Raw genomic sequence first — 18988 nt, forward strand, 5'->3', positions numbered from 1 at the left:
TTGGTTCCAATTCGGGACATATTGAGCCTACGACCCATTCACATAATTTATTTTCTTTGAAAAAGATCGCCGGGCCTGGGTGGACCGGCATCAAAAAAGGTGTCTGCGAGACCGCAGACACCTTTGCTTGAAACGTCGCCGAAGTGCGCACCCGCCTTAGGACAGGAGCGTCGCCTGGGTCTTTTCCTTGACTTCGTCCAGCGTGACGCCGTCAGCGAGTTCAACCACCTTCAGGCCGCCATCGACGACGTCGAAGACCCCGAAATTGGTGATCACGCGGTCAACGCATTTTACACCAGTGAGCGGCAGCGAGCATTCTTTCAGCAGCTTGGGATCGCCGGCCTTCGAGGTGTGATCCATGATCACCACCACGCGCTTGACGCCTGCAACGAGATCCATCGCACCACCCATGCCCTTGACCATCTTGCCCGGAATCATCCAGTTGGCGAGATCGCCGTCTTCGGACACTTCCATGGCGCCAAGGATCGACAGGTCGATATGGCCGCCGCGGATCATGCCGAAGCTGTCGGCAGACGAGAAATAGCTGGTCTGCGGCAGTTCGGTGATGGTCTGCTTGCCGGCGTTGATCAGGTCGGCGTCGACCTCGTCATCGGTCGGGAACGGGCCCATGCCGAGCATGCCGTTTTCCGACTGCAGGGTCACGTGGACACCGTCCGGAATATAGTTGGATACAAGGGTCGGAATGCCGATGCCCAGGTTTACATAGAAGCCGTCTTCCAGTTCCTGCGCGGCACGCTTTGCCATGTCATCACGAGTCCATGCCATGATGTTATCTCCCTCAGGCTGCGCGCGTGGTGCGCTTTTCGATGCGTTTTTCGTGGCTGCCGACGATGATGCGGTCGACGAAGATGCCGGCGGTGTGGATGTTGTCCGGGTCGAGTTCACCGATCTCGACAATCTCCTCGACTTCCACGACACAGGTCTTGCCGGCGGTTGCCATCATCGGATTGAAGTTGCGCGCGGTCTTGCGGTAGATCAGGTTGCCTTCCTTGTCGGCCTTCCAGGCCTTGACCAGCGACACATCGGCCACGAGGCCAGTTTCCATGATGTAGGTCTCGCCGTTGAAGTCCTTGTGCTCCTTGCCTTCGGCAATCAGCGTGCCGACGCCGGTCTTGGTGTAGAAGCCCGGAATGCCTGCGCCGCCTGCCCGGATGCGCTCGGCCAGCGTGCCTTGCGGGTTGAACTCCAGCTCGAGTTCACCGTTCAGATACTGCTTTTCGAAGGTCGCGTTTTCACCGACGTAGGACGAAACCATCTTCTTGATCTGGCGTGTCTGCAGCAGAAGACCGAGGCCAAAGTCATCGACACCGGCATTGTTGGAAATGGCGGTGATGTCCTTGGCTCCGGAATCCCGGAGCGCCACGATCAGATTTTCCGGAATGCCGCAGAGGCCGAACCCGCCGGCCATCACCGTCATGCCGTCAAAGGTCAGCCCCTCGAGGGCGGCCTTTGCGTCCGGATAAATTTTGTTCATGTTTCACTCCCGTTTAAGACCGCTACATGCGTGAGGCGCACATTCGCCGCTTGGTTCGACCGGGTCAAGAGCTCTTTCCCGCGTTGCAGCGAAAAACATGAATGACTCGTCACTTAATCGACTTGCCCCACGATACCGGGTGCTGCGCTACCGCCGCGGCGCGGGTTTTGGCGGTTTTCGGCAAGTTGTTTATGGTTTGTAAATTCTTAATGGCAAGAATTGAGCATTGACCGCCGGGCATATTCGCTCTCCTTGCGGTACCCGATACCCTGAGCCTACTGAAAGACATCACGTACTGTGTTCCCGTTTCTGTCGACATTCTTCAAGATCGCGGTCATCTCGCTGCTTGTCGGGGCGGGTCTTTCTTTCGTGAACATCACGGCACAGGACATTCTGGGCTCAGTTGGCATGAGCCCGCTGGAACTCTGGATCTATCTGCTGGAGTTTCGGGACTGGGCTATTCCCAACATGATCCTGGGCGCCTTCATCGTCGTCCCTATCTGGCTGCTGATCTACCTGGTCCGTCCACCGCGGGCGGGATAAGCGTTCCACACCCTAGTCTGCCTTGAAGGCCTTCAACATCTCTTTTGCGTGCTGTCTGGCTTTTACTGCGGTGATGGCCGCCCATCCTTTTGCATTCAGCGGCAGGAGCAGGCGTCGTGTTGGCTGTTCGGTTGCGCCGAACCTGCTTTTGTAGGCCTGCAAACCGGCCCCGAAATTATAGATCTTCATATTGTTGTCCCGTGCCCAGTATAGCGACTGGACGAGCATGACCATGCCAGGCGAATACCGGTGCCACTGTTCCGCCCCGATCGAGATCAAAATGCCGTTCAAATGTCCTTCGTTCACCAACATGGCAACAGCGGCAACAATGCTGGTGTCGGTCTTGAGTGCCAGAACCTTGAGTGGATTGTCCCTGCCCGGTTGGGCCGCCAAAGCCCGATAGAAATTCTCCCGATTGTCCTGCTTCAAGGTGTTCCTGCGCCCAAGGGAATTGAAACGCTGCTCCCGGTGCACCATCAAGGTTTCGAGGATTTCCAACCGCTCGCCCGCACTTGCGGCCTCGACCAGTCGCACACCTTCCTTCTCGATTTTGCGAAAGCTTGCTCTGGACTTCTTGTAAACCCCTTTCTGCGCGCCGGTTCCCGAAGCAGCAAGAGCGTCGGCGTCCAGAAACAATGTACTGCTTTCCCCGGTTGCTCCCGGATGCCAGAAAAGAGGGTTGGACGTATCCCCCATCGACGCATGCAGTTTCCTGATGTCAAGAACGTCCGCACCCGAAATTGCCCCGATCATATCGAACGCAACCGCCTGCACCACTGCACTGTCTTCGTTTGCAAATGCCCGGCTGAGGACAGGTGCGTTCTGGTCAGCTACTCCCAGATCCGGGCTCGATGCAATACGAACCGGTCCCTTTCGATATCGTATCAATGGTAAGAGCGCGCAGGGCGCAGGATTATCCTGCCAATATGCCGCAAGCACTCCGAAGGTCTCGCAAGTGGCCGGTGCAAGTTCGCGAAAAAAACAGTCGACGAACTCCTTCGTCTGAAACGACGAACACACGACACCGTCTGAAAGAGAAGACCAAAGCGATGCCAGGACATCTCCACCGGGTTTCTCATGCCAGACGATATTGGTCCTGTTGCTTGCCGGATATGCAGGCCCGGTTTTTCCTCCAGCCATGACTGACATGTCGGTCACACCTCCACACCATTCCTGCGAAGCGCGATCTGCAGCATGTCCTGTGCGGCCCGATGCGCCTCGCGCGCCCCCACGAACAGCCTTCCGCGCGTACTGAGAGGCAGGAGCAGACGACGGGATGGCTGTTCCTGGCCGCCAAATCTTTGCTTGTATTCCTGCTGGCCGGTTCCAAAGCTGAACCAGCGCACACCGGCTTCGTATGACCGTTCAATCGCCTTGGCGAACAACACCATTCCCGGCGAATAGGCGTGCCATCGAGGATCCCCGATAGACACCAGAACAGCCGTTGCCTGGGAACCCGACATCATCAGCACCATGGCTGCAACAGTCTCGTCGCCCCGCTTCAGCGCAAAAGCCTTGTAGGGTGTTTCCGCTGCCTCCATCGCTGCCAGACGGGAGTAGAACGATGAGCGGTCTTCCCGCTCCAGGCTGTCCTCCCGGCCGAGCTGGCGGAAGCGCTCACTGCGTTGAGCGGCAAGGGTTCTGAACAGGTGCACGCGCTCTTCAGGCGTTGTGGCCTCGACCAGGGTGACACCCGCGTCGACAAGCTTGCGAAATTTCGATCTGGTTTTCTTGTAGATCGATTTGCCGCACCGGTTGCCGGAGCTGCCCACTTCGCGAAGGTCCAGTTGCAGCGAACTGTTTTGGACAAATGCCTCTGGCAGATACCAAAGCGGGTTTTCCAATGTATCGATGCGGCCGTGCAGCTTTTGAAAATCAACGATGTCTGCATCGTCGATGCGTCCCAGGAACGCGCGGATCATTTCGACTCGGAAGTCTCTTGTCGCCTGACAGGCGGCACCGATGACCGGACCGTTCTGGTCCGCCAGTCCGTAGTCAGGCATGCCGACAACCCTGATCGGGCCGCGACGGTACTTAACAAGTGGCAGAAGCATGCACGGGGTCTGCTGTTCACCGGCTTCGGCAAAGACAGCTACGGACAGATTACGTTCCCCGACCTTTGTCTGGGTGTCCTGAAAAGCCGACAGAAACTCCGGGGTCTGAAACGGCGTCGACACTGCGCCGCCTTTCAGCGACGCCCAAAGCCGGTGCATTTCCGAAAGCGTGGGCGCTTCGAATTGACGAACTTTTATTTGGGATACGGCCGTGCCATCCAGAGCCAGCAAATGCTCTGTTTCATGCCATGCCATTGATCGCGAAACCCCATTGAACTTGCCTGTCAGGCTACACTTATACGTGCATAGCCCCGACTGTTAAATGTGCATGGTTTTGTTAAAAAATCGGTATTGCCCAGATTACGGCACCCGGTTTCGAGTGCCTTCAGATCACGGCCAGTCAGTAGGCTGACGGCTGCCCCGGATCAGGTAATCAGCCTTCCGCGCCAAAAGCGGCCCGTTCGTCGCGCTCTTTTTGCACCTGTTGCCGTTTGGTCGCTATGGAGGCGGCAATCACACCCATGGTGACCAGAACAACGAGAATGGTGCAGACCGCATTGATTTCCGGTGTTACGCCAAGCCGGACCTGGGAGTAGATCTTCATCGGCAACGTCGTGGCACCCGGCCCCGTGGTGAAGCTGGCGATCACCAGGTCGTCCAGCGACAATGTGAAGGCCAGCATCCATCCGGCGATGACACCGGGCAGGATGATCGGCAGCGTGATCAGGAAGAAGGTCTTGACCGGCGGGCAGCCGAGGTCTTCGGCAGCTTCCTCGATGGACTTGTCGAAGCCGACCAGACGCGACTGGACCACGACGGCCACATAACAACTGGCAAAGGTGGTGTGCGCCAGCATCACGGTCCAGAAACCGCGGGTATAGTCCATGGCCACGAACAGCAGAAGCAGCGACAGGCCGAGGATCACCTCCGGCATCACCAGCGGCGCGAAGATCATGCCGGAGAACAGCGACCGGCCGACGAACCGTCCGGACCTCACCAGAACAAGCGCGGCAATGGTGCCGATGATCGTCGCCAGGGTGGCCGAGGCAAAGGCAACACGCAGCGTCACCCAGGCAGCATCGAGCAGCTGATCGTTTTGCAGCAGCGAGGCGTACCATTTGGTGGAAAAGCCCCCCCACACGGTTACGAGCCGGCTTTCGTTGAAGGAATAGATAACCAGTAGCACGATGGGCAGATACAGGAACGAAAAGCCTGCCACGAGCGAGGTGATGTTGAACCAGGTCGGACCGCGCGTCATCCTTCTTTCTCCGACATTTTCTGCTGCTGGTTCTGGAAGAGCACGATCGGGACCACCAGGATCATCAGAAGGATCACGGCGACTGCCGACGACACCGGCCAGTCGCGGTTGTTGAAAAACTCGACCCAGAGCGTCTTGCCGATCATCAGCGTATTGGACCCGCCGAGCAGATCCGGAATAACGAACTCACCGACGGCCGGAATAAACACCAGGAAACATCCCGCGATGACACCGGGCAGCGACAAGGGCACGGTGATTTTCCAGAAGGCCTTCCAAGGCGGACAGCCCAGATCCTCAGCCGCTTCCAGCAGGCTGCCGTCAAGCCGTTCCAGGCTGGCATAAAGTGGCAGCACCAGGAACGGCAGGTAGGAATAGACGATACCGATAAAGACCGCGATGTTGGTGTTCATGATCACCAGCGGTTCGTCGATGATGCCGAGCGCCAGCAGAAGCTGGTTGAGCAGGCCTTCATTTTTCAGGATGCCGATCCAGGCGTAGACGCGGATCAGAAAGCTGGTCCAGAAAGGCAGGATCACCAGCATCAACAACGTCGGACGCAAGGACTGTGGACTGCGCGCCATGCCGTAGGCGATCGGATAGCCGATGATGAGAGTCAGCAGCGTTGAAATGCCTGCGATGATCACCGACGACAGATAGGATTTCCAGTAAAGATCGTCTTCCGTCAGCCAGATGTAGTTTTCGAAGGAGAACTCCGAAACGCTTTCCCAGATGCCTTTCCAGCCTTCCGCCAGGTCGAAGGTCGGAACATAGGGGGGAATGGCGACAGCCACCTGAGACAGGGAAATCTTGAAGACGATCAGAAACGGCGCCAGGAAAAAGATCAGCAACCAGACATAGGGCACCGCGATCAGCAGCCAGCCGCCGAGTGACCGTTTGGGTTGGGCGGGAACGTGCAGCTCTGACATCGCTTCCTCCTACCCTTTGAGAATGACGCCGGCATCCCGGTCGAAGGACATGACGACCTCGTCATCCCAGGTGATCGGGTTCTCGACCATGCGGGAGACATTGGCAAAGGTGGCTCGCAGCGTGTCGCTGTCGTCACCCCCGACCTTCGAGTGGATGATGGACATGTCGCCAAGATAAGCGATATCCCAAACCACGCCGTCGATCCGGTTGGGCACACCCTTTTCACGGCGCCCCTGGGCAATACGAACCTTTTCCGGGCGAATGGCGTACCAGACCCGATCGCCGATCGCGGCATCGGTCACCTGGTCGCTTTCGATTGAGAAATCGTCCGCCACCGAGCGCAGCTTCGTTCCCGCCTCCGATTTCTCGATGACGTTGGCTTCGATCAGATTGATATCGCCGATGAAGTCGGCCACGAACTTGGAATTGGGGGTTTCGTAGATTTCGGCCGGTGTGGCGACCTGAACCAGCTCGCCCTTGTCCATGACGGCGATGCGGTCCGCCACAGTCATGGCCTCTTCCTGGTCGTGGGTGACGATCAGGAAGGTCATTTTCAGTTCTTCCTGAATGTTCATCAGCTCGAACTGGGTTTCTTCGCGAAGCTTGCGGTCAAGCGCGCCGAGCGGCTCGTCCAGCAGCAGTACCTTGGGGCGCTTGGCAAGCGAGCGGGCGAGCGCGACACGCTGGCGCTGGCCACCCGAGAGCTGGTGCGGCCTGCGTTTGGCGAATTGTTCCAGCTTGGTCAGCCGCAGCATTTCGGCAACGCGTGCATCGACCTCAGATGCCGGCAACTTGTCCTGCTTCAGACCGAAGGCGATGTTCTTTTCAACACTCATGTGCGGAAACAGCGCGTAGGACTGGAACATCATGTTGGACGGGCGTTTGAAAGGCGGGATACCGGCCAGGTCCTGACCATCAAGAAAGATCTGCCCCGATGTCGGCGTCTCGAAACCGGCCAGCATGCGCATCAGCGTGGTCTTGCCACAGCCCGAGCCACCAAGCAGCGCGAAAAACTCTCGCTCATAGATTTTCAGAGACAGGTTGTTGACCGCGGTAAAGTCACCGAACTTCTTGGTGACATTCCGGAATTCGATAAACGGTGCTTTTTCCGGGTCATCCCATGGGCTGTAGGCCCGACGCACCGGTCCAATCGATTTCTTCGCCAAAGCAATCCCCACCCCTAAGAGACCTTCACAAGACCAAAGCGCCGGACCCTTGGGAAGGGCCCGGCGTTTGCATTCGCTTACTGTCCGCTCTTGACCGAGGTCCAGGTACGGGTCACGACCCGGTTCACCTTCGGGGGATAGGGGGTCACGGTGTAGAGGTTCTTCACCGCTTCCTCGGGCGGGTAGATCGCCGGATCGCCGATCACGTCCTCGTTGAGGAATTCCTGCGATGCCTTGTTGCCGTTGGCGTAGTAGACCACGTTGGAGGCCTTCGCCATGACTTCAGGACGCATGATGTAGTTGAGGAACTCGTGCGCTTCTTCCTTGTGCGGAGCATCGGCCGGGATCGCCATCTGGTCGAACCACATCAGCGCGCCTTCTTTCGGGATCGAATATTCGACGGTCACGCCGTTGCCGGCTTCGGAAGCGCGGTCGCGGGCCTGCAGAACATCGCCGGACCAGCCGACTGCCAGGCAGATATCGCCATTGGCGAGTGCGTTGATGTATTCGGAAGAGTGGAACTTCTGGATATACGGGCGAACCGACATCAGCAGCTCGCCTGCCTTTTCGATTTCCGCCGGATCCTTGCTGTCCGGATCAAGACCCAGATAGTTGAGCGCGGCCGGGATGAGCTCGGTCGGAGCGTCCAGAATGAACACGCCGCAATCCTTCAGCTTCTCGATGTTCTCCTTCTTGAACAGGAGATCCCAGCTGTCTACCGGCGGGTTGTCGCCGAGGGCCGCTTTCACCTTGTCGACATTGTAGCCGAAACCGGTGGTGCCCCACATGTAGTTGATGGAGTGCTTGTTGCCCGGATCGTATTTGTCGACACGTGCCTCGATGTCCTTCCACATGTTGGAAAGGTTCGGCAGCTTGGACTTGTCCAGTTCGGAGAAGACGCCAGCCTGGATCTGGCGGGCCAGGAAGGTTCCGGTCGGGACGACGACGTCGTAGCCCGTGCCGCCTGCCAGCAACTTGGTTTCCAGCACTTCGTTGCTATCGAACACGTCGTAGACAACCTTGATGCCGGTTTCCTTGGTGAAGTCTTCCAGAATGGTCTCGTCGATATAGTCCGACCAGTTGTAGACATTCACGACCTTGTCCTGGGCGAATGCCGCACCGCTCATCAGGCTGAGAACGGCGACCCCGGTCAACATGGATTTCAACGTCATTTGAGAACTCCCCTCAGAGTTTTGTCTGTGGCCTTTTGATGGCCTAGTGCCTGAATGCAAATGGACATTTGCGCTGTTTGCGTCTTGTCTGTCCCGCAGATTGGCTATGGTGCCGGTTTTTGTCCAGCGTCGATTTTGGGCAACAGCCGATCACAAATAAGTCTGTCGCTCAAGCGACGAAATCTCCCGCCCAAATTCGTTCAGTTCCTCCCGTTTGATCTCGGTAAGTACCTTGTGCATTTCCTTGCCGACCGCCTGTTTCATCAGCTTCGAGGCTTCAAAAGCATCAATGGCTTCGTCCATCCAGGGCGTCAGGCGTTTCTTGCGCTTCTCGTAGGCATTGCCGGTCACGGGCGCAGGCGGATCCTTCTTCAGCCTGAGGCCTTCCATCATACCGGCAAGGATGCCGGTCAGCACAAGATAGGGGTTGGCGTCGGCGCCGGCGATCCGGTGTTCCACGCGCGCCGCGTCCGGTGTCGAGGCCGGAACGCGCAAGGCCACGGATCGGTTGTCGTAGCCCCAGCAAATCGAGGCAGGAGCATAGGAACCGGGCTGCATTCGGCGGAAGCCGTTGAAGGTCGAGATGAACAGCAACAGGGCTTCCGGCATGGTTTTCAAAAGGCCGTTGATGGCATGGCCCAGCCTGTCGGCGCCGGTTTCCGGATTCGCGAACAAGTTGCCTTTCTCGTCTTCCATGGACACATGAACATGCATGCCGTTACCGGGCCACTCGACGTAGGGTTTGGCCATGAAGGAAGCCTTGAGTTCGTGCTTGCGGGCAACCCCGGCCACGAGGCGGCGCAGCATGACGACGTCGTCAGCGGCAAGCAACGGATTGCGGCGATGATGCAAATTGAGTTCGAACTGGCCGGGCGCGGCTTCAGACACCGCCGCGTCGGCCGGAATCCCCTGGACCTCGCAGGCCCGGCGCAGATCGTCGACGACAGGCAGCAGGGCTTCCAGATCCGACAGGGCATACATGTTTTGCCGGGCCGGGCCGAGATGGGTGGAAAACAGCGGCTTCGGCTGCTCGGTCCAGTCGCCGTCGCTTTCCTCGAACAGATAGAATTCGAGCTCGAAGGCGCAGGTGGCGGTCACACCGAATTCGTCCTTCAGGCGGGCGACCATGTTTTCCAGAACGTGACGCGGATCCGCCAGGAAGGGCTCTCCGTCCCGGTCATACATGGACAGCAGCACCTGAGCGGTCTTGCGGTCTGTCCAGGGAACGAGCTTCAGCGTTTCGGGGATCGGCCAGCAGACGCCGTCCTTGTCACCTGTTTCCAGGTGCATACCGGTCGCTTCGACCTCGCGGCCCCAGACATCCAGCCCGTAAAGCGAATAGGGAAAGGCCACACCGCCCTCGAAAACTTTTTCGAGAGCCTTGCCCGGCAGCCACTTGCCGCGCAGCACGCCGTTGGTATCCGGCAGAATGACCTCGAGCGTATCAAGATCGGGATGGGCGGCCATGAAGGCCTCGAAATCCGTCTTCCACCCGGGCAGCGCCGGATGCTCGAGGATCTGGTGGGGAAGCTCGTTCATTTAGAGTTTTTACGCCCCTGCGTCTTGCTGGACTGAGCCGTCCGCACTCATGCGGCAGGCGGCAGCTTTTGTTTGCGTCCTTTCCAAAAATGTGATCACTTTCGGAAAACCCTGTCAAGCGGCATCGCATAAATTGACCGTTTGACTTTTTCGGGAGGATGTCTTTGGCCCTTCGGCGATCCGCCTTGCAATCCGGCCCCGCGAAGGAGGCCAGCGGCCCTTCGACGTCGCGCGGCGCGACCCGTGGACAGGTCGACAGTGCCGTCCGGTCCGGGTTGTTGACCGGGCGGTTCATTCCCGGAAAAGCCGTGACGATCCGGGGCCTTGCGGCAGAATTGGGCGTCAGCCCGATGCCGGTGCGCGAAGTGCTGCAACGGCTGGCGGCGGAGAACGCCCTCGAGGTCAAGCCCAACGGACGGGTGCAGATCCCGGACATGACCCCTGCCCGCTTCGACGAAGTGTTGAAAGCCAGGCTCCTTCTGGAACCGGAACTGGCGGAATTGGCTCTGCCCCACCTCACGCCGCAGGATGCGAAGGACCTTCAGTCGATCGACGACAACATCGACGAGCGCCTGACCAGCGGCGACGCCGAGGCCTATATGCGGCTCAATCACGCTTTTCATTTTCGCATCTACAGGGCTTCCGGATCCAAGGTTCTGCTGCCGCTGATCGACAGTTTGTGGCTGCAGTTCGCGCCGTTCATGCGCACTGTCTACGGCCGGGTCGGCACCGCCAGCCTGGAAGACCGGCACAAGGAAGCTATCCGCGCGATTGAAGAGCAGGATGGGCCGGCCCTGCGGGCTGCCATTGCGGCCGATATTGCCGACGGAATGGGCCTCCTGGGCAAGGAAATCCTGTCGGATGCATCAGGCGGTTGATCCTTTTCTCAAGCCGTGCCATTTTGTGATCACAAAATGATTTCTTCGACCCGGGACAGGCTCTCGCAGACAGGCTCTTGATAACACCCCTGTTTGCCGTCCAAATGGCGTTCCCTGCCCCGGCCAAAGTGCCAAACCATTGGAGCTTCTTGTGACTGCTGAAACGCCTGCCAGCGAAAGCGAAAATCCGGTCGACAGCCTGCGCGGCGTTCCGGATGTCGATGCTGCCCGCGAATGGCTCAATGCGCGCAACATCCAGGACATCGAATGTATCGTTCCGGACCTTGCCGGTGTTGCCCGCGGCAAGATGATGCCGACGGGAAAGTTCTTCTCCGGCCCGGTCATGACGATGCCTGCCTCGATCTTCGCGCAGACGATCTCGGGCGACTATCCGGACGATGACGACTGGTTTCAGCACAACCCGATTGACGGCGACCTTTATTTCAAGCCCGACTACAGCACGCTGACCACTGTGCCGTGGGAAAGCGACCCAACGGCGCAGCTTATCCACGACGCGGTCACTCGCCAGGGGGCTCCGGTTGAAACCGCCCCCCGCAACGTTCTGAAGCGCGTTCTCAAACTCTACGAGGACAAGGGCTGGGAACCGGTCGTGGCACCGGAAATCGAATTTTACCTTGTGCGTCCGAACACCGATCCCGACTATCCGCTGGAACCGCCGCGCGGGCGCTCCGGCCGGCCGGAAGTCGGCCGCCAGTCCTATTCGATTTCCGCGTTGAATGAATTCGATGACCTGATCGACGACATCTACGACCTGTCGGAACAGCAGGGCCTCGAGATCGACACGATGATCCACGAGGAAGGCGCGGCGCAGATGGAAATCAACCTGCGTCATGGCCAGCCGCTGGCCCTGGCCGACCAGGTTTTTCTGTTCAAGCGTACCATCCGCGAAGCCGCGCTGCGCCACGAGATGTACGCCACCTTCATGTCGAAACCGATGTCGAACCAGCCGGGTTCGGCCATGCATATCCACCAGTCGGTGATCGACAAGGAAACAGGACTCAACATCTTTGCCGACGCGAACGGCGAGGAAACCCAGGCGTTCCTATCCTTCATTGCCGGTCACCAGCGGTACCTGCCGCGGGTCACCTGCATCATGGCGCCCTTCGTCAATTCCTACCGCCGGTTCTCAAAGACCTCGACCGCGCCGGTGAATGTCTATTGGGGATATGACAACCGCACGGTAGGCCTGCGCGTACCCTATTCCAACGCCCAGGCACGGCGCCTGGAAAACCGGGTTCCGGGGTCCGACGTCAATCCGTATCTCGCCATCGCCGCAAGTCTTGCCTGCGGTTATCTGGGCATGGTCAACGGACTGAAGCCGGATTCCCCGAAATCCGACGATTGTTCGGAACGGTCGAAATCCCTGCCGCGCGGCCTGCCGGAGGCGCTGGCCAAGTTCGAAAAATCCGACGAGATGATCGAGGTATTCGGCGAACAGTTCGTCGCCACCTACCGGGCGATCAAATACGAGGAATTTGAAACCTTCATGTCCGTGATCAGCCCCTGGGAGCGGGAATACCTGCTGCTCAACGTCTGATCCCGTCTGTCACTATCCGGAGCGTTCGCCAATGACGGCCCATTCCAACATCTATCCGACCAAGGCTCTTCAGGAACTCGATGCCGCTCACCACTGGCATCCTTTTTCCGACATGAAGTCGCTGAACCAGGAAGGCAGCCGGGTGATCACCCATGCCGACGGCATCTGGCTGACGGATTCGGAGGGCAACCGGATTCTGGACGGCATGGCCGGTCTGTGGTGCGTTCAGGTGGGTCATGGCCGCAAGGAAATTGCGGACGCCGTCTACAAGCAGATGAACGAATTGTCCTATTACAACACGTTCTTCAAGACGACCCATCCGCCTGCGATCGCCCTGTCGGAGAAGCTGGCGAAACTGGCTCCCGATCACATCAACAGGGTGTTCTATTGCTCGTCCGGATCCGAGGCCAACGACACTGTGTTCCGCATGGTTCGCACCTATTGGGACAAGATGGGCAAACCGGACAAGAAGGTGATCATCGGCCGCTGGAACGGCTATCACGGCTCCACGCTTGCCGGCACCAGCCTGGGCGGCATGAAGGGCATGCACCAGCAGGGCGATCTTCCGGTTCCCGGTGTCCATCACATCGACCAGCCCTACTGGTTCGGTGAAGGCCATGAGATGAGCCCGGAAGAGTTCGGTGTCTTTGCAGCCCGCAAGCTGGAAGAAGCCATCGACGAGATCGGTGAGGACAAGGTCGCGGCCTTCATCGCCGAACCTATCCAGGGCGCGGGCGGCGTCATCATTCCGCCGGAGACCTATTGGCCGGAAATCCGCCGCATCCTCGACGAGCGCGACATCCTGTTCGTTTCCGACGAAGTGATCTGCGGTTTCGGCCGTCTCGGAGAGTGGTTCGGTTCGACCCATTACGGCATGAAGCCGGACCTGATGCCGATCGCCAAGGGCCTGACGTCCGGCTACCTGCCGATGGGCGGTGTCATGGTGTCCGACCGCGTGGCCGAAGGCCTGATGCTGTCGGGCGAGGAGTTCTATCACGGCTACACCTATTCAGGTCATCCAGCCTGTGCCGCGGCTGCCCTCGCCAATCTGGACATCATCGAGCGCGAAGGCCTGGTCGAGCGCGTCAAGACCGATATCGGTCCCTATCTCAAGGAGCGCTGGCTGAAGCTGGGCGACCATCCGTTGATCGGCGAAGCGCGCATGAGCGGCCTTGTCGGCGCACTGGAACTGGTGCCGGACAAGAAAAATCCGCACCGGCCCTTCAAGGATGTCGGTACCGCCGGCACCATCTGCCGTGACATTTCCTTCGGCAACGGAATGGTCATGCGCGCTGTGCGCGACAGCCTGATCATCTCGCCGCCGCTGGTCCTGACCCATGAAGAAGCCGACATTCTGGTGAAGACCGCCGAGAAGACGCTCGACGAAACCTATCAGTTGCTGAAACGCGACGGTTGGCTGGGATAAGCGCGCCCCAACGCCAGCAACCAAAGACAAAGCCCGGCTGCGAAATTGCGGCCGGGCCTTTTTCATTCAGTTCAGGCCTGCAATGGCGTTCAACCGCCTCATGACCTCGTTGTCCAGCTTGAGGCTGGCGGCAGAAATATTCTCACGCAGATGCGTTCGCCGAGAAGTGCCGGGGATGAGCAGGATGTTCGGGCTGCCATGCAGCAACCAGCTGAGAGCAACCTTTTGCGGGGAATGCCCGAGATCTTCAGCAATCGCGTTCAATTCCCCAACCTGCAGCGGCGTGAAGCCCCCAAGCGGAAAATAAGGCACATAAGCGATGCCGTCGTCAGCCAGGCTGTCGATCATCCTGTCGTCCTGGCGCTGGACAAGATTGTAATGGTTCTGCACGCAAACCACAGGCGCGATGTCGCGGGCAGCCTGCAGTTGTGCCTCGGTGACCGTGCTGACGCCGATATGGAGCAACAGGCCCTCTTCCTGCATCCGTCGCATGACCTCCATTGGCTCTGCCATATCGTCATCCGGACCACTCATGCGCAGGTTGACGACTGCCAGATGCTCAAGGTTCAGGCGCTCAAGGTTGTCCTCGACCGACTTGCGAAGGAAGTCCGGGTTCCGGTCGAGGATCCAGCCGCCTTCGTCGTTGCGCCATGCACCTATTTTGGTCACCAGAACGAGATTGGCCGGATAGGGATGAATTGCCTCGCGTATCAGCTCGTTGGTGACATGGGGGCCGTAAAAATCGCTGGTGTCGATGTGATCGATGCCAAGTTCCAGAGCCTCCGTCAGGACTGCGCGTGCCTCGGCTACGTCTTTTGGAGGACCGAACACATGCGGTCCGGCAAGCTGCATGGCACCGTACCCCATCCGGTTGACGGACAGGCTCGTGCCGGGAAACGTGAACCGGCCAGCAGCGGCCGAGGGAAGTTGATCAGTCATGAGAAGTCTCCTTGTTCATCAAACATGACTGTTCGCCCTAAGATTGATAACCTGTCATGGTGCGAATACCTTGTTCGACATGACGAACAATAATCCCTTCCCCTCGCTCGACGAGATCTCCATCTTCCTGGCAGTCGCAAGAGGCCAGGGTTTCCGAACAGCATCCCGTTGGCTGGGCCTTGCACCTTCCACCGTCAGCGAGACGATCACGCGGCTGGAACGGCGGCTCGGTGTGCCACTGTTCGTTCGCACCACCCGAAGTGTCCGGTTTACGGAAGCAGGCAAGGCGCTTGCCGACCGCCTCGAACCGGTGATGGCGGAAGCCCGAGCTGCCCTCAGCGATGCCGCCAGTTCGCAAAGTACGGTTCGCGGCCGACTGAAGTTGAACGTGCCTGGTGCGGTAATGACCGACATCCTGCCACCTCTCCTTGATGGCTTTCTGGCCACTCATCCGGAAGTGCAGATAGAGGTAATGGTCGATGACAGGTTTCTGGATATCAATGCCGCCGGATGCGATGCGGGTATCCGATACGGTGAGCATCTTGCACAGGACATGATCGCCGTTCCGATCGGCCCCAAACGCCAATGGGCGGCGTTAGCTGCCGCGCCTGCCTATCTGGAGCGGAAGGGCGTGCCTGAGCATCCGCGCGACCTGCTGAAGCATGATTGTATCAGGCACCGCTTTTCCAGCGGAGCGTTGACCGATTGGGAGTTCGAAAAAGAAAATGAAACACTGATCGTGGATCCGGCGGCAAGGCTCATCATCTCGACCTCGAGCGCAGCCGCCGCGATCGGGCTGGCACAGGCCGGGCATGGTTTCGTACATACTTTCCGGAACTGGCTGGAGCCGCATTTCGAATCCGGAACCCTGATGCCGGTACTGACTGACTGGTGGGTCGAGTTCGACGGTCCGCGCCTCTATTTCTCAAGCCGTTTCATGCCAAGCCCGCTGCGTGCCTTTATCGACTACGTCGGAAAACAGCGTGCTTCCCGCCCCGATTAGCAAGAGCTGGCCCCTGGTGGATGCAACCGACGCGGGGTACATGCGTCATCATGGCGCCGGCCGGAATCTGCATTCTTGACTTTCAGCTCTTGCCATTCTCCCTCGCAGGAGCTTGAGTTGAAACATCTCAAGCACGGCGCATTTCAGGAAAAACCTTTATGCTCAGACGGTTCTTCACGCTGGGAAAACGGGATTTCTCGTCCCTTTCCGAACAGGAAATCCTGGCGCTCGCGATTTCCTCCGAAGAAGACGACGCCCGCATCTACAAGGCTTACGCCGATGGGCTGCGCGATCAGTTTCCGCAATCGGCCAAGGTCTTCGACGACATGGCGGAAGAGGAAAACGAGCACAGGCGGCGGCTGATCGAACAGCACCGTGCCCGGTTTGGCGAAACGATTCCGCTCATTCGCCGGGAGCATGTGCGCGGCTATTATGATCGCAAGCCCGACTGGCTCGTGCGCCCACTCGGACTGGAAAAGGTCCGCGCCATGGCGGAGGATATGGAGGCGCAGGCCTACCGCTTCTATATCGAAGCCGCCAAGCGCACATCCGATGCGGGAACCCGCGAGCTTCTGGGCGATCTGGCCCTTGCGGAAAAAGGGCACGAAAGCCTGGCCCAGCGTCTGGGTGCCAAACACACGCCGGACGACGTGCAGGAAGAAGAACGCCAGACCGAACGCCGGCAATTCATCCTGACCTATGTCCAGCCCGGACTCGCCGGGCTGATGGACGGGTCGGTGTCGACGCTTGCCCCGATCTTTGCTGCCGCCTTTGCAACGCAGGATACCTGGCAGACCTTTCTTGTCGGGCTGTCGGCCTCCGTCGGCGCAGGTATTTCCATGGGCTTTACGGAAGCCGCCCATGACGATGGCGTGTTGTCCGGTCGCGGCTCGCCGCTGAAGCGCGGCCTTGCCTCCGGCATCATGACCGCGCTCGGCGGCCTCGGTCACGCCCTGCCCTATCTCATTCCCGAATTCTGGACGGCGACAAGCGTCGCAGCCGTCGTCGTTTTCATCGAATTGTGGGCGATTGCCTGGATCCAGAACCGTTACATGGAAACACCGTTTCTGCGGGCGGCGTTTCAGGTGGTCCTCGGCGGCTCCCTGGTCTTTGCCGCGGGCGTGCTCATCGGCAACGCCTAGCCGAGGACCAAGGACGGGTGGCAGCTTGTTGTACGAACGAGCGTCACCCCGCTTCCGCATGCCGGCAGCAGATACGGCAGGAAATTTTCTCCTTTTTTTGGTCCGACTGTCGGTTAAGCTCGCGCCTGAACGTTCCTGGGGTATCGATCCAAGGAACCGGAGGGACTTGAATGCTGTTTTCCGTTTTGATTTATGCCAGCGAAGATTTCATCGATGCTCTGCCACCCGAAGAACTTGCCGCCGTCTATCAGAAGCACGGCGCGTTTCACGAACATACCAAGACGAACAAGTCCTTTGCCGTTGCGACCAAGCTGATGTCGACCGGTACGTCGGTCACAATCAACAAGGATCGCGACGACTTTGTTGTCACGGATGGTCCCTTTGCCGAGACGAAGGAGCAGTTCATGGGATTTTACCTGATCGACTGCCCGACGCTGGAGGAAGCCATAGAGGCGGTGAAGATCCTGCCGCTCGATCATGGCCGTATTGAAATCCGCCCGGTGGAGTTCTTCGAGGGAGCCGATTTCAAGAATGCCGAGCGCCTGGTTATCAACGCATCTTAGGGCTGCCCGCCCGCGGGTTCTGGCGGCCCTCAACCGTTTCTTCGGCGACATAGACCTCGCCGAGGATTCGTTCCAGGAGGCGTCGTTGAAGGCGCTGACGGCCTGGTCACCAGACCAGTTGCCCGCCGATCCGGTTGCCTGGCTGATCGTGGCCGGACGCAATGCGGGCATCGATGTCCTGCGCAAGCGGAAAAAGGAGACGCTCACCGCTCCCGAAGATCTCGATCCTGCTCTCCAAGGGCCACATCCGGAAGAAGATCTGACGCAGTCACTGGATCACGCCGTCTACCGGGACGATGTCCTGCGCCTCCTGTTTACCTGCTGTCATCCGATGCTGCGCCGGGACCAGCAGATTGCCCTCTCACTGAAAATCGTCACCGGTCTCACGGTCGAGGAAATCGCACGTGCGTTCCTGGTCCAGCCAAAGACCATGGAACAGCGTATCACACGTGCCAAAAAACGGCTGCAGGCGGCAAACCTCGTTTATGAGGAACCCGACCGGGTAGCCCGTGCCGAGCGGCTGTCCACTGTCGCCAATGCCATCTACCTGATCTTCAACGAAGGTTATTCCGCATCTCAGGGAGAGGAGCTGATCCGCGAGTCCCTGTGCGAGGAAGCCATCCGCCTTGCCCGCCTGATCGTGCGGCTCTTTCCCGAAGAGCCGGAACTGCGCGGATTGCTGGCCCTGTGCCTGATTCAGCATTCCCGCCGCAAGGCCCGGCTCAGCAGGAGCGGCAGCGCGGTTACGCTGGAGGATCAGGACCGGTTGCTCTGGGACCGGAAACTGATCGCGGAAGGAAACATTCTTCTGGAAGCCGCCTTACGCAAGGCACGGCCAGGACCGCTTCAGATCGAGGCCGCCATCGCATCGACCCACACTCAGGCGGAAACCTACGCACAGACAAACTGGGCGGAGATCGACCGCCTCTACCGGGCACTGGAACATATTCGCCCCTCGCCTGTCGTCGCGCTCAACCGCGCCGTGGTTCAGGCAAAGTTGAAAGGACCAGAGGAGGCCTTGTGCAAGCTGGAGGCCTTGTCAGGCTCGCTGGAGCGTTACCCGAATTTTCATGTTGTCCGCGCCACGCTCCTGGAAGAACTGGGCCGGGAGGAGGAAGCGCAGGCGGCTTACCGCAAGGCACTGGACTTTGCCGCAACCGATGTCGACCGCGACCACATCCTCCGAAAGATGAGCGTTTCTCCCGGCATTTGACCGCGCTACCGGCCCCACCGCTTCAAATACAGTTCGATCTTTCAATTAATTTCAATCGCCCTGTCGGATCTGTCTGCCCTCCACCGTCCTCTGTTCACCTGGCTGTTCCAGG

Annotated in this window: 18 protein-coding genes; 8 read left to right on the plus strand and 10 right to left on the minus strand. The window is 59.0% G+C overall.

All coding sequences use genetic code 11. The annotated features are described in order from the left end of the window. Nucleotides 1-156: 156 nt before the first annotated feature. Both ACYQ54_RS15505 and ACYQ54_RS15510 read right to left on the minus strand, forming a co-directional pair. The gene (locus ACYQ54_RS15505) at nucleotides 157-786 is read right to left on the minus strand and encodes a CoA transferase subunit B (RefSeq protein ID WP_460083779.1); all 630 of its coding nucleotides are present in this window, start codon (nucleotides 784-786) and stop codon (nucleotides 157-159) included. A 13-nt stretch (nucleotides 787-799) separates the two neighbouring features. After that, a complete protein-coding gene (locus ACYQ54_RS15510; protein ID WP_023002182.1) occupies nucleotides 800-1495 on the minus strand; it encodes a CoA transferase subunit A in 696 nt (231 codons plus the stop codon). A gap of 297 nt (nucleotides 1496-1792) precedes the next feature. Here ACYQ54_RS15510 and ACYQ54_RS15515 point away from each other — a divergent pair, with 297 nt between their 5' ends. After that, a complete protein-coding gene (locus ACYQ54_RS15515; protein ID WP_460083781.1) occupies nucleotides 1793-2038 on the plus strand; it encodes a DUF6460 domain-containing protein in 246 nt (81 codons plus the stop codon). Nucleotides 2039-2050: 12 nt separating this feature from the next. Here ACYQ54_RS15515 and ACYQ54_RS15520 read toward each other — a convergent pair whose 3' ends face one another. The 7 genes from ACYQ54_RS15520 to ACYQ54_RS15550 form a co-directional block, all read right to left on the minus strand. Continuing rightward, entirely contained in the window at nucleotides 2051-2815 is a 765-nt protein-coding gene (locus ACYQ54_RS15520; protein ID WP_460083783.1) for a GNAT family N-acetyltransferase, read from the minus strand. A 377-nt stretch (nucleotides 2816-3192) separates the two neighbouring features. Next, nucleotides 3193-4347 carry a GNAT family N-acetyltransferase gene (locus tag ACYQ54_RS15525; RefSeq protein WP_460083785.1) on the minus strand — a complete coding sequence of 385 codons (1155 nt, stop codon included), beginning with the start codon at nucleotides 4345-4347 and terminating at the stop codon, nucleotides 3193-3195. 178 nt (nucleotides 4348-4525) lie between these two features. Beyond that, on the minus strand, nucleotides 4526-5350 hold the full coding sequence (locus ACYQ54_RS15530; RefSeq protein ID WP_460083787.1) for an ABC transporter permease: 825 nt from the start codon (nucleotides 5348-5350) through the stop codon (nucleotides 4526-4528). Continuing rightward, nucleotides 5347-6276: an ABC transporter permease subunit gene (locus tag ACYQ54_RS15535; RefSeq protein WP_460083789.1), complete on the minus strand. Its 930-nt coding sequence runs from the start codon at nucleotides 6274-6276 to the stop codon at nucleotides 5347-5349. Before ACYQ54_RS15535 ends, ACYQ54_RS15530 begins: the two co-directional genes overlap by 4 nt. Before the next feature lie 9 nt (nucleotides 6277-6285). After that, a complete protein-coding gene (locus ACYQ54_RS15540; protein WP_460083791.1) occupies nucleotides 6286-7443 on the minus strand; it encodes an ABC transporter ATP-binding protein in 1158 nt (385 codons plus the stop codon). A gap of 77 nt (nucleotides 7444-7520) precedes the next feature. Further along, nucleotides 7521-8615: a polyamine ABC transporter substrate-binding protein gene (locus ACYQ54_RS15545; RefSeq protein WP_460083792.1), complete on the minus strand. Its 1095-nt coding sequence runs from the start codon at nucleotides 8613-8615 to the stop codon at nucleotides 7521-7523. 150 nt (nucleotides 8616-8765) lie between these two features. After that, a complete protein-coding gene (locus tag ACYQ54_RS15550; protein WP_460083794.1) occupies nucleotides 8766-10154 on the minus strand; it encodes a glutamine synthetase family protein in 1389 nt (462 codons plus the stop codon). A gap of 164 nt (nucleotides 10155-10318) precedes the next feature. Between ACYQ54_RS15550 and ACYQ54_RS15555 the strand changes: the two genes are divergently transcribed. The 3 genes from ACYQ54_RS15555 (at nucleotide 10319) to ACYQ54_RS15565 (ending at nucleotide 14016) form a co-directional block, all read left to right on the plus strand. Then, a complete protein-coding gene (locus tag ACYQ54_RS15555) occupies nucleotides 10319-11032 on the plus strand; it encodes a GntR family transcriptional regulator (protein WP_460083796.1) in 714 nt (237 codons plus the stop codon). Between the two features lie 151 nt (nucleotides 11033-11183). After that, a complete protein-coding gene (locus ACYQ54_RS15560; RefSeq protein ID WP_460083797.1) occupies nucleotides 11184-12590 on the plus strand; it encodes a glutamine synthetase family protein in 1407 nt (468 codons plus the stop codon). A gap of 31 nt (nucleotides 12591-12621) precedes the next feature. After that, nucleotides 12622-14016, plus strand: coding sequence for an aspartate aminotransferase family protein (locus ACYQ54_RS15565; RefSeq protein ID WP_460083799.1), 1395 nt, complete (start codon nucleotides 12622-12624; stop codon nucleotides 14014-14016). Nucleotides 14017-14082: 66 nt separating this feature from the next. Here the strand turns inward: ACYQ54_RS15565 and ACYQ54_RS15570 are convergent, their stop codons facing one another. After that, nucleotides 14083-14955: an oxidoreductase gene (locus ACYQ54_RS15570; RefSeq protein ID WP_460083801.1), complete on the minus strand. Its 873-nt coding sequence runs from the start codon at nucleotides 14953-14955 to the stop codon at nucleotides 14083-14085. A 79-nt stretch (nucleotides 14956-15034) separates the two neighbouring features. On the opposite strand from ACYQ54_RS15570, the gene ACYQ54_RS15575 reads away from it, so the two are divergent. The 4 genes from ACYQ54_RS15575 (at nucleotide 15035) to ACYQ54_RS15590 (ending at nucleotide 18876) form a co-directional block, all read left to right on the plus strand. Continuing rightward, complete coding sequence (locus tag ACYQ54_RS15575; protein ID WP_460083803.1) at nucleotides 15035-15958, plus strand: LysR family transcriptional regulator; 924 nt, start codon at nucleotides 15035-15037, stop codon at nucleotides 15956-15958. A 158-nt stretch (nucleotides 15959-16116) separates the two neighbouring features. Then, nucleotides 16117-17100 carry an iron exporter MbfA gene (gene mbfA / locus ACYQ54_RS15580; RefSeq protein ID WP_460083805.1) on the plus strand — a complete coding sequence of 328 codons (984 nt, stop codon included), beginning with the start codon at nucleotides 16117-16119 and terminating at the stop codon, nucleotides 17098-17100. Nucleotides 17101-17270: 170 nt separating this feature from the next. After that, nucleotides 17271-17663: a YciI family protein gene (locus ACYQ54_RS15585; protein WP_460083807.1), complete on the plus strand. Its 393-nt coding sequence runs from the start codon at nucleotides 17271-17273 to the stop codon at nucleotides 17661-17663. Continuing rightward, complete coding sequence (locus ACYQ54_RS15590) at nucleotides 17632-18876, plus strand: RNA polymerase sigma factor (protein WP_460083808.1); 1245 nt, start codon at nucleotides 17632-17634, stop codon at nucleotides 18874-18876. Before ACYQ54_RS15585 ends, ACYQ54_RS15590 begins: the two co-directional genes overlap by 32 nt. Nucleotides 18877-18988 lie beyond the last annotated feature (112 nt).

This window comes from Roseibium sp. LAB1, assembly GCF_054658235.1.

Coding starts and splice junctions, on each gene's coding strand:
- ACYQ54_RS15505 (WP_460083779.1), bottom strand. CDS start 786: ATGGCATGGACTCGTGATGACATGGCAAAGCGTGCCGCGCAGGAACTG.
- ACYQ54_RS15510 (WP_023002182.1), bottom strand. CDS start 1,495: ATGAACAAAATTTATCCGGACGCAAAGGCCGCCCTCGAGGGGCTGACC.
- ACYQ54_RS15525 (WP_460083785.1), bottom strand. CDS start 4,347: ATGGCATGGCATGAAACAGAGCATTTGCTGGCTCTGGATGGCACGGCC.
- ACYQ54_RS15530 (WP_460083787.1), bottom strand. CDS start 5,350: ATGACGCGCGGTCCGACCTGGTTCAACATCACCTCGCTCGTGGCAGGC.
- ACYQ54_RS15535 (WP_460083789.1), bottom strand. CDS start 6,276: ATGTCAGAGCTGCACGTTCCCGCCCAACCCAAACGGTCACTCGGCGGC.
- ACYQ54_RS15545 (WP_460083792.1), bottom strand. CDS start 8,615: ATGACGTTGAAATCCATGTTGACCGGGGTCGCCGTTCTCAGCCTGATG.
- ACYQ54_RS15550 (WP_460083794.1), bottom strand. CDS start 10,154: ATGAACGAGCTTCCCCACCAGATCCTCGAGCATCCGGCGCTGCCCGGG.
- ACYQ54_RS15565 (WP_460083799.1), top strand. CDS start 12,622: ATGACGGCCCATTCCAACATCTATCCGACCAAGGCTCTTCAGGAACTC.
- ACYQ54_RS15570 (WP_460083801.1), bottom strand. CDS start 14,955: ATGACTGATCAACTTCCCTCGGCCGCTGCTGGCCGGTTCACGTTTCCC.
- ACYQ54_RS15575 (WP_460083803.1), top strand. CDS start 15,035: ATGACGAACAATAATCCCTTCCCCTCGCTCGACGAGATCTCCATCTTC.
- mbfA (WP_460083805.1), top strand. CDS start 16,117: ATGCTCAGACGGTTCTTCACGCTGGGAAAACGGGATTTCTCGTCCCTT.
- ACYQ54_RS15585 (WP_460083807.1), top strand. CDS start 17,271: ATGCTGTTTTCCGTTTTGATTTATGCCAGCGAAGATTTCATCGATGCT.
- ACYQ54_RS15590 (WP_460083808.1), top strand. CDS start 17,632: ATGCCGAGCGCCTGGTTATCAACGCATCTTAGGGCTGCCCGCCCGCGG.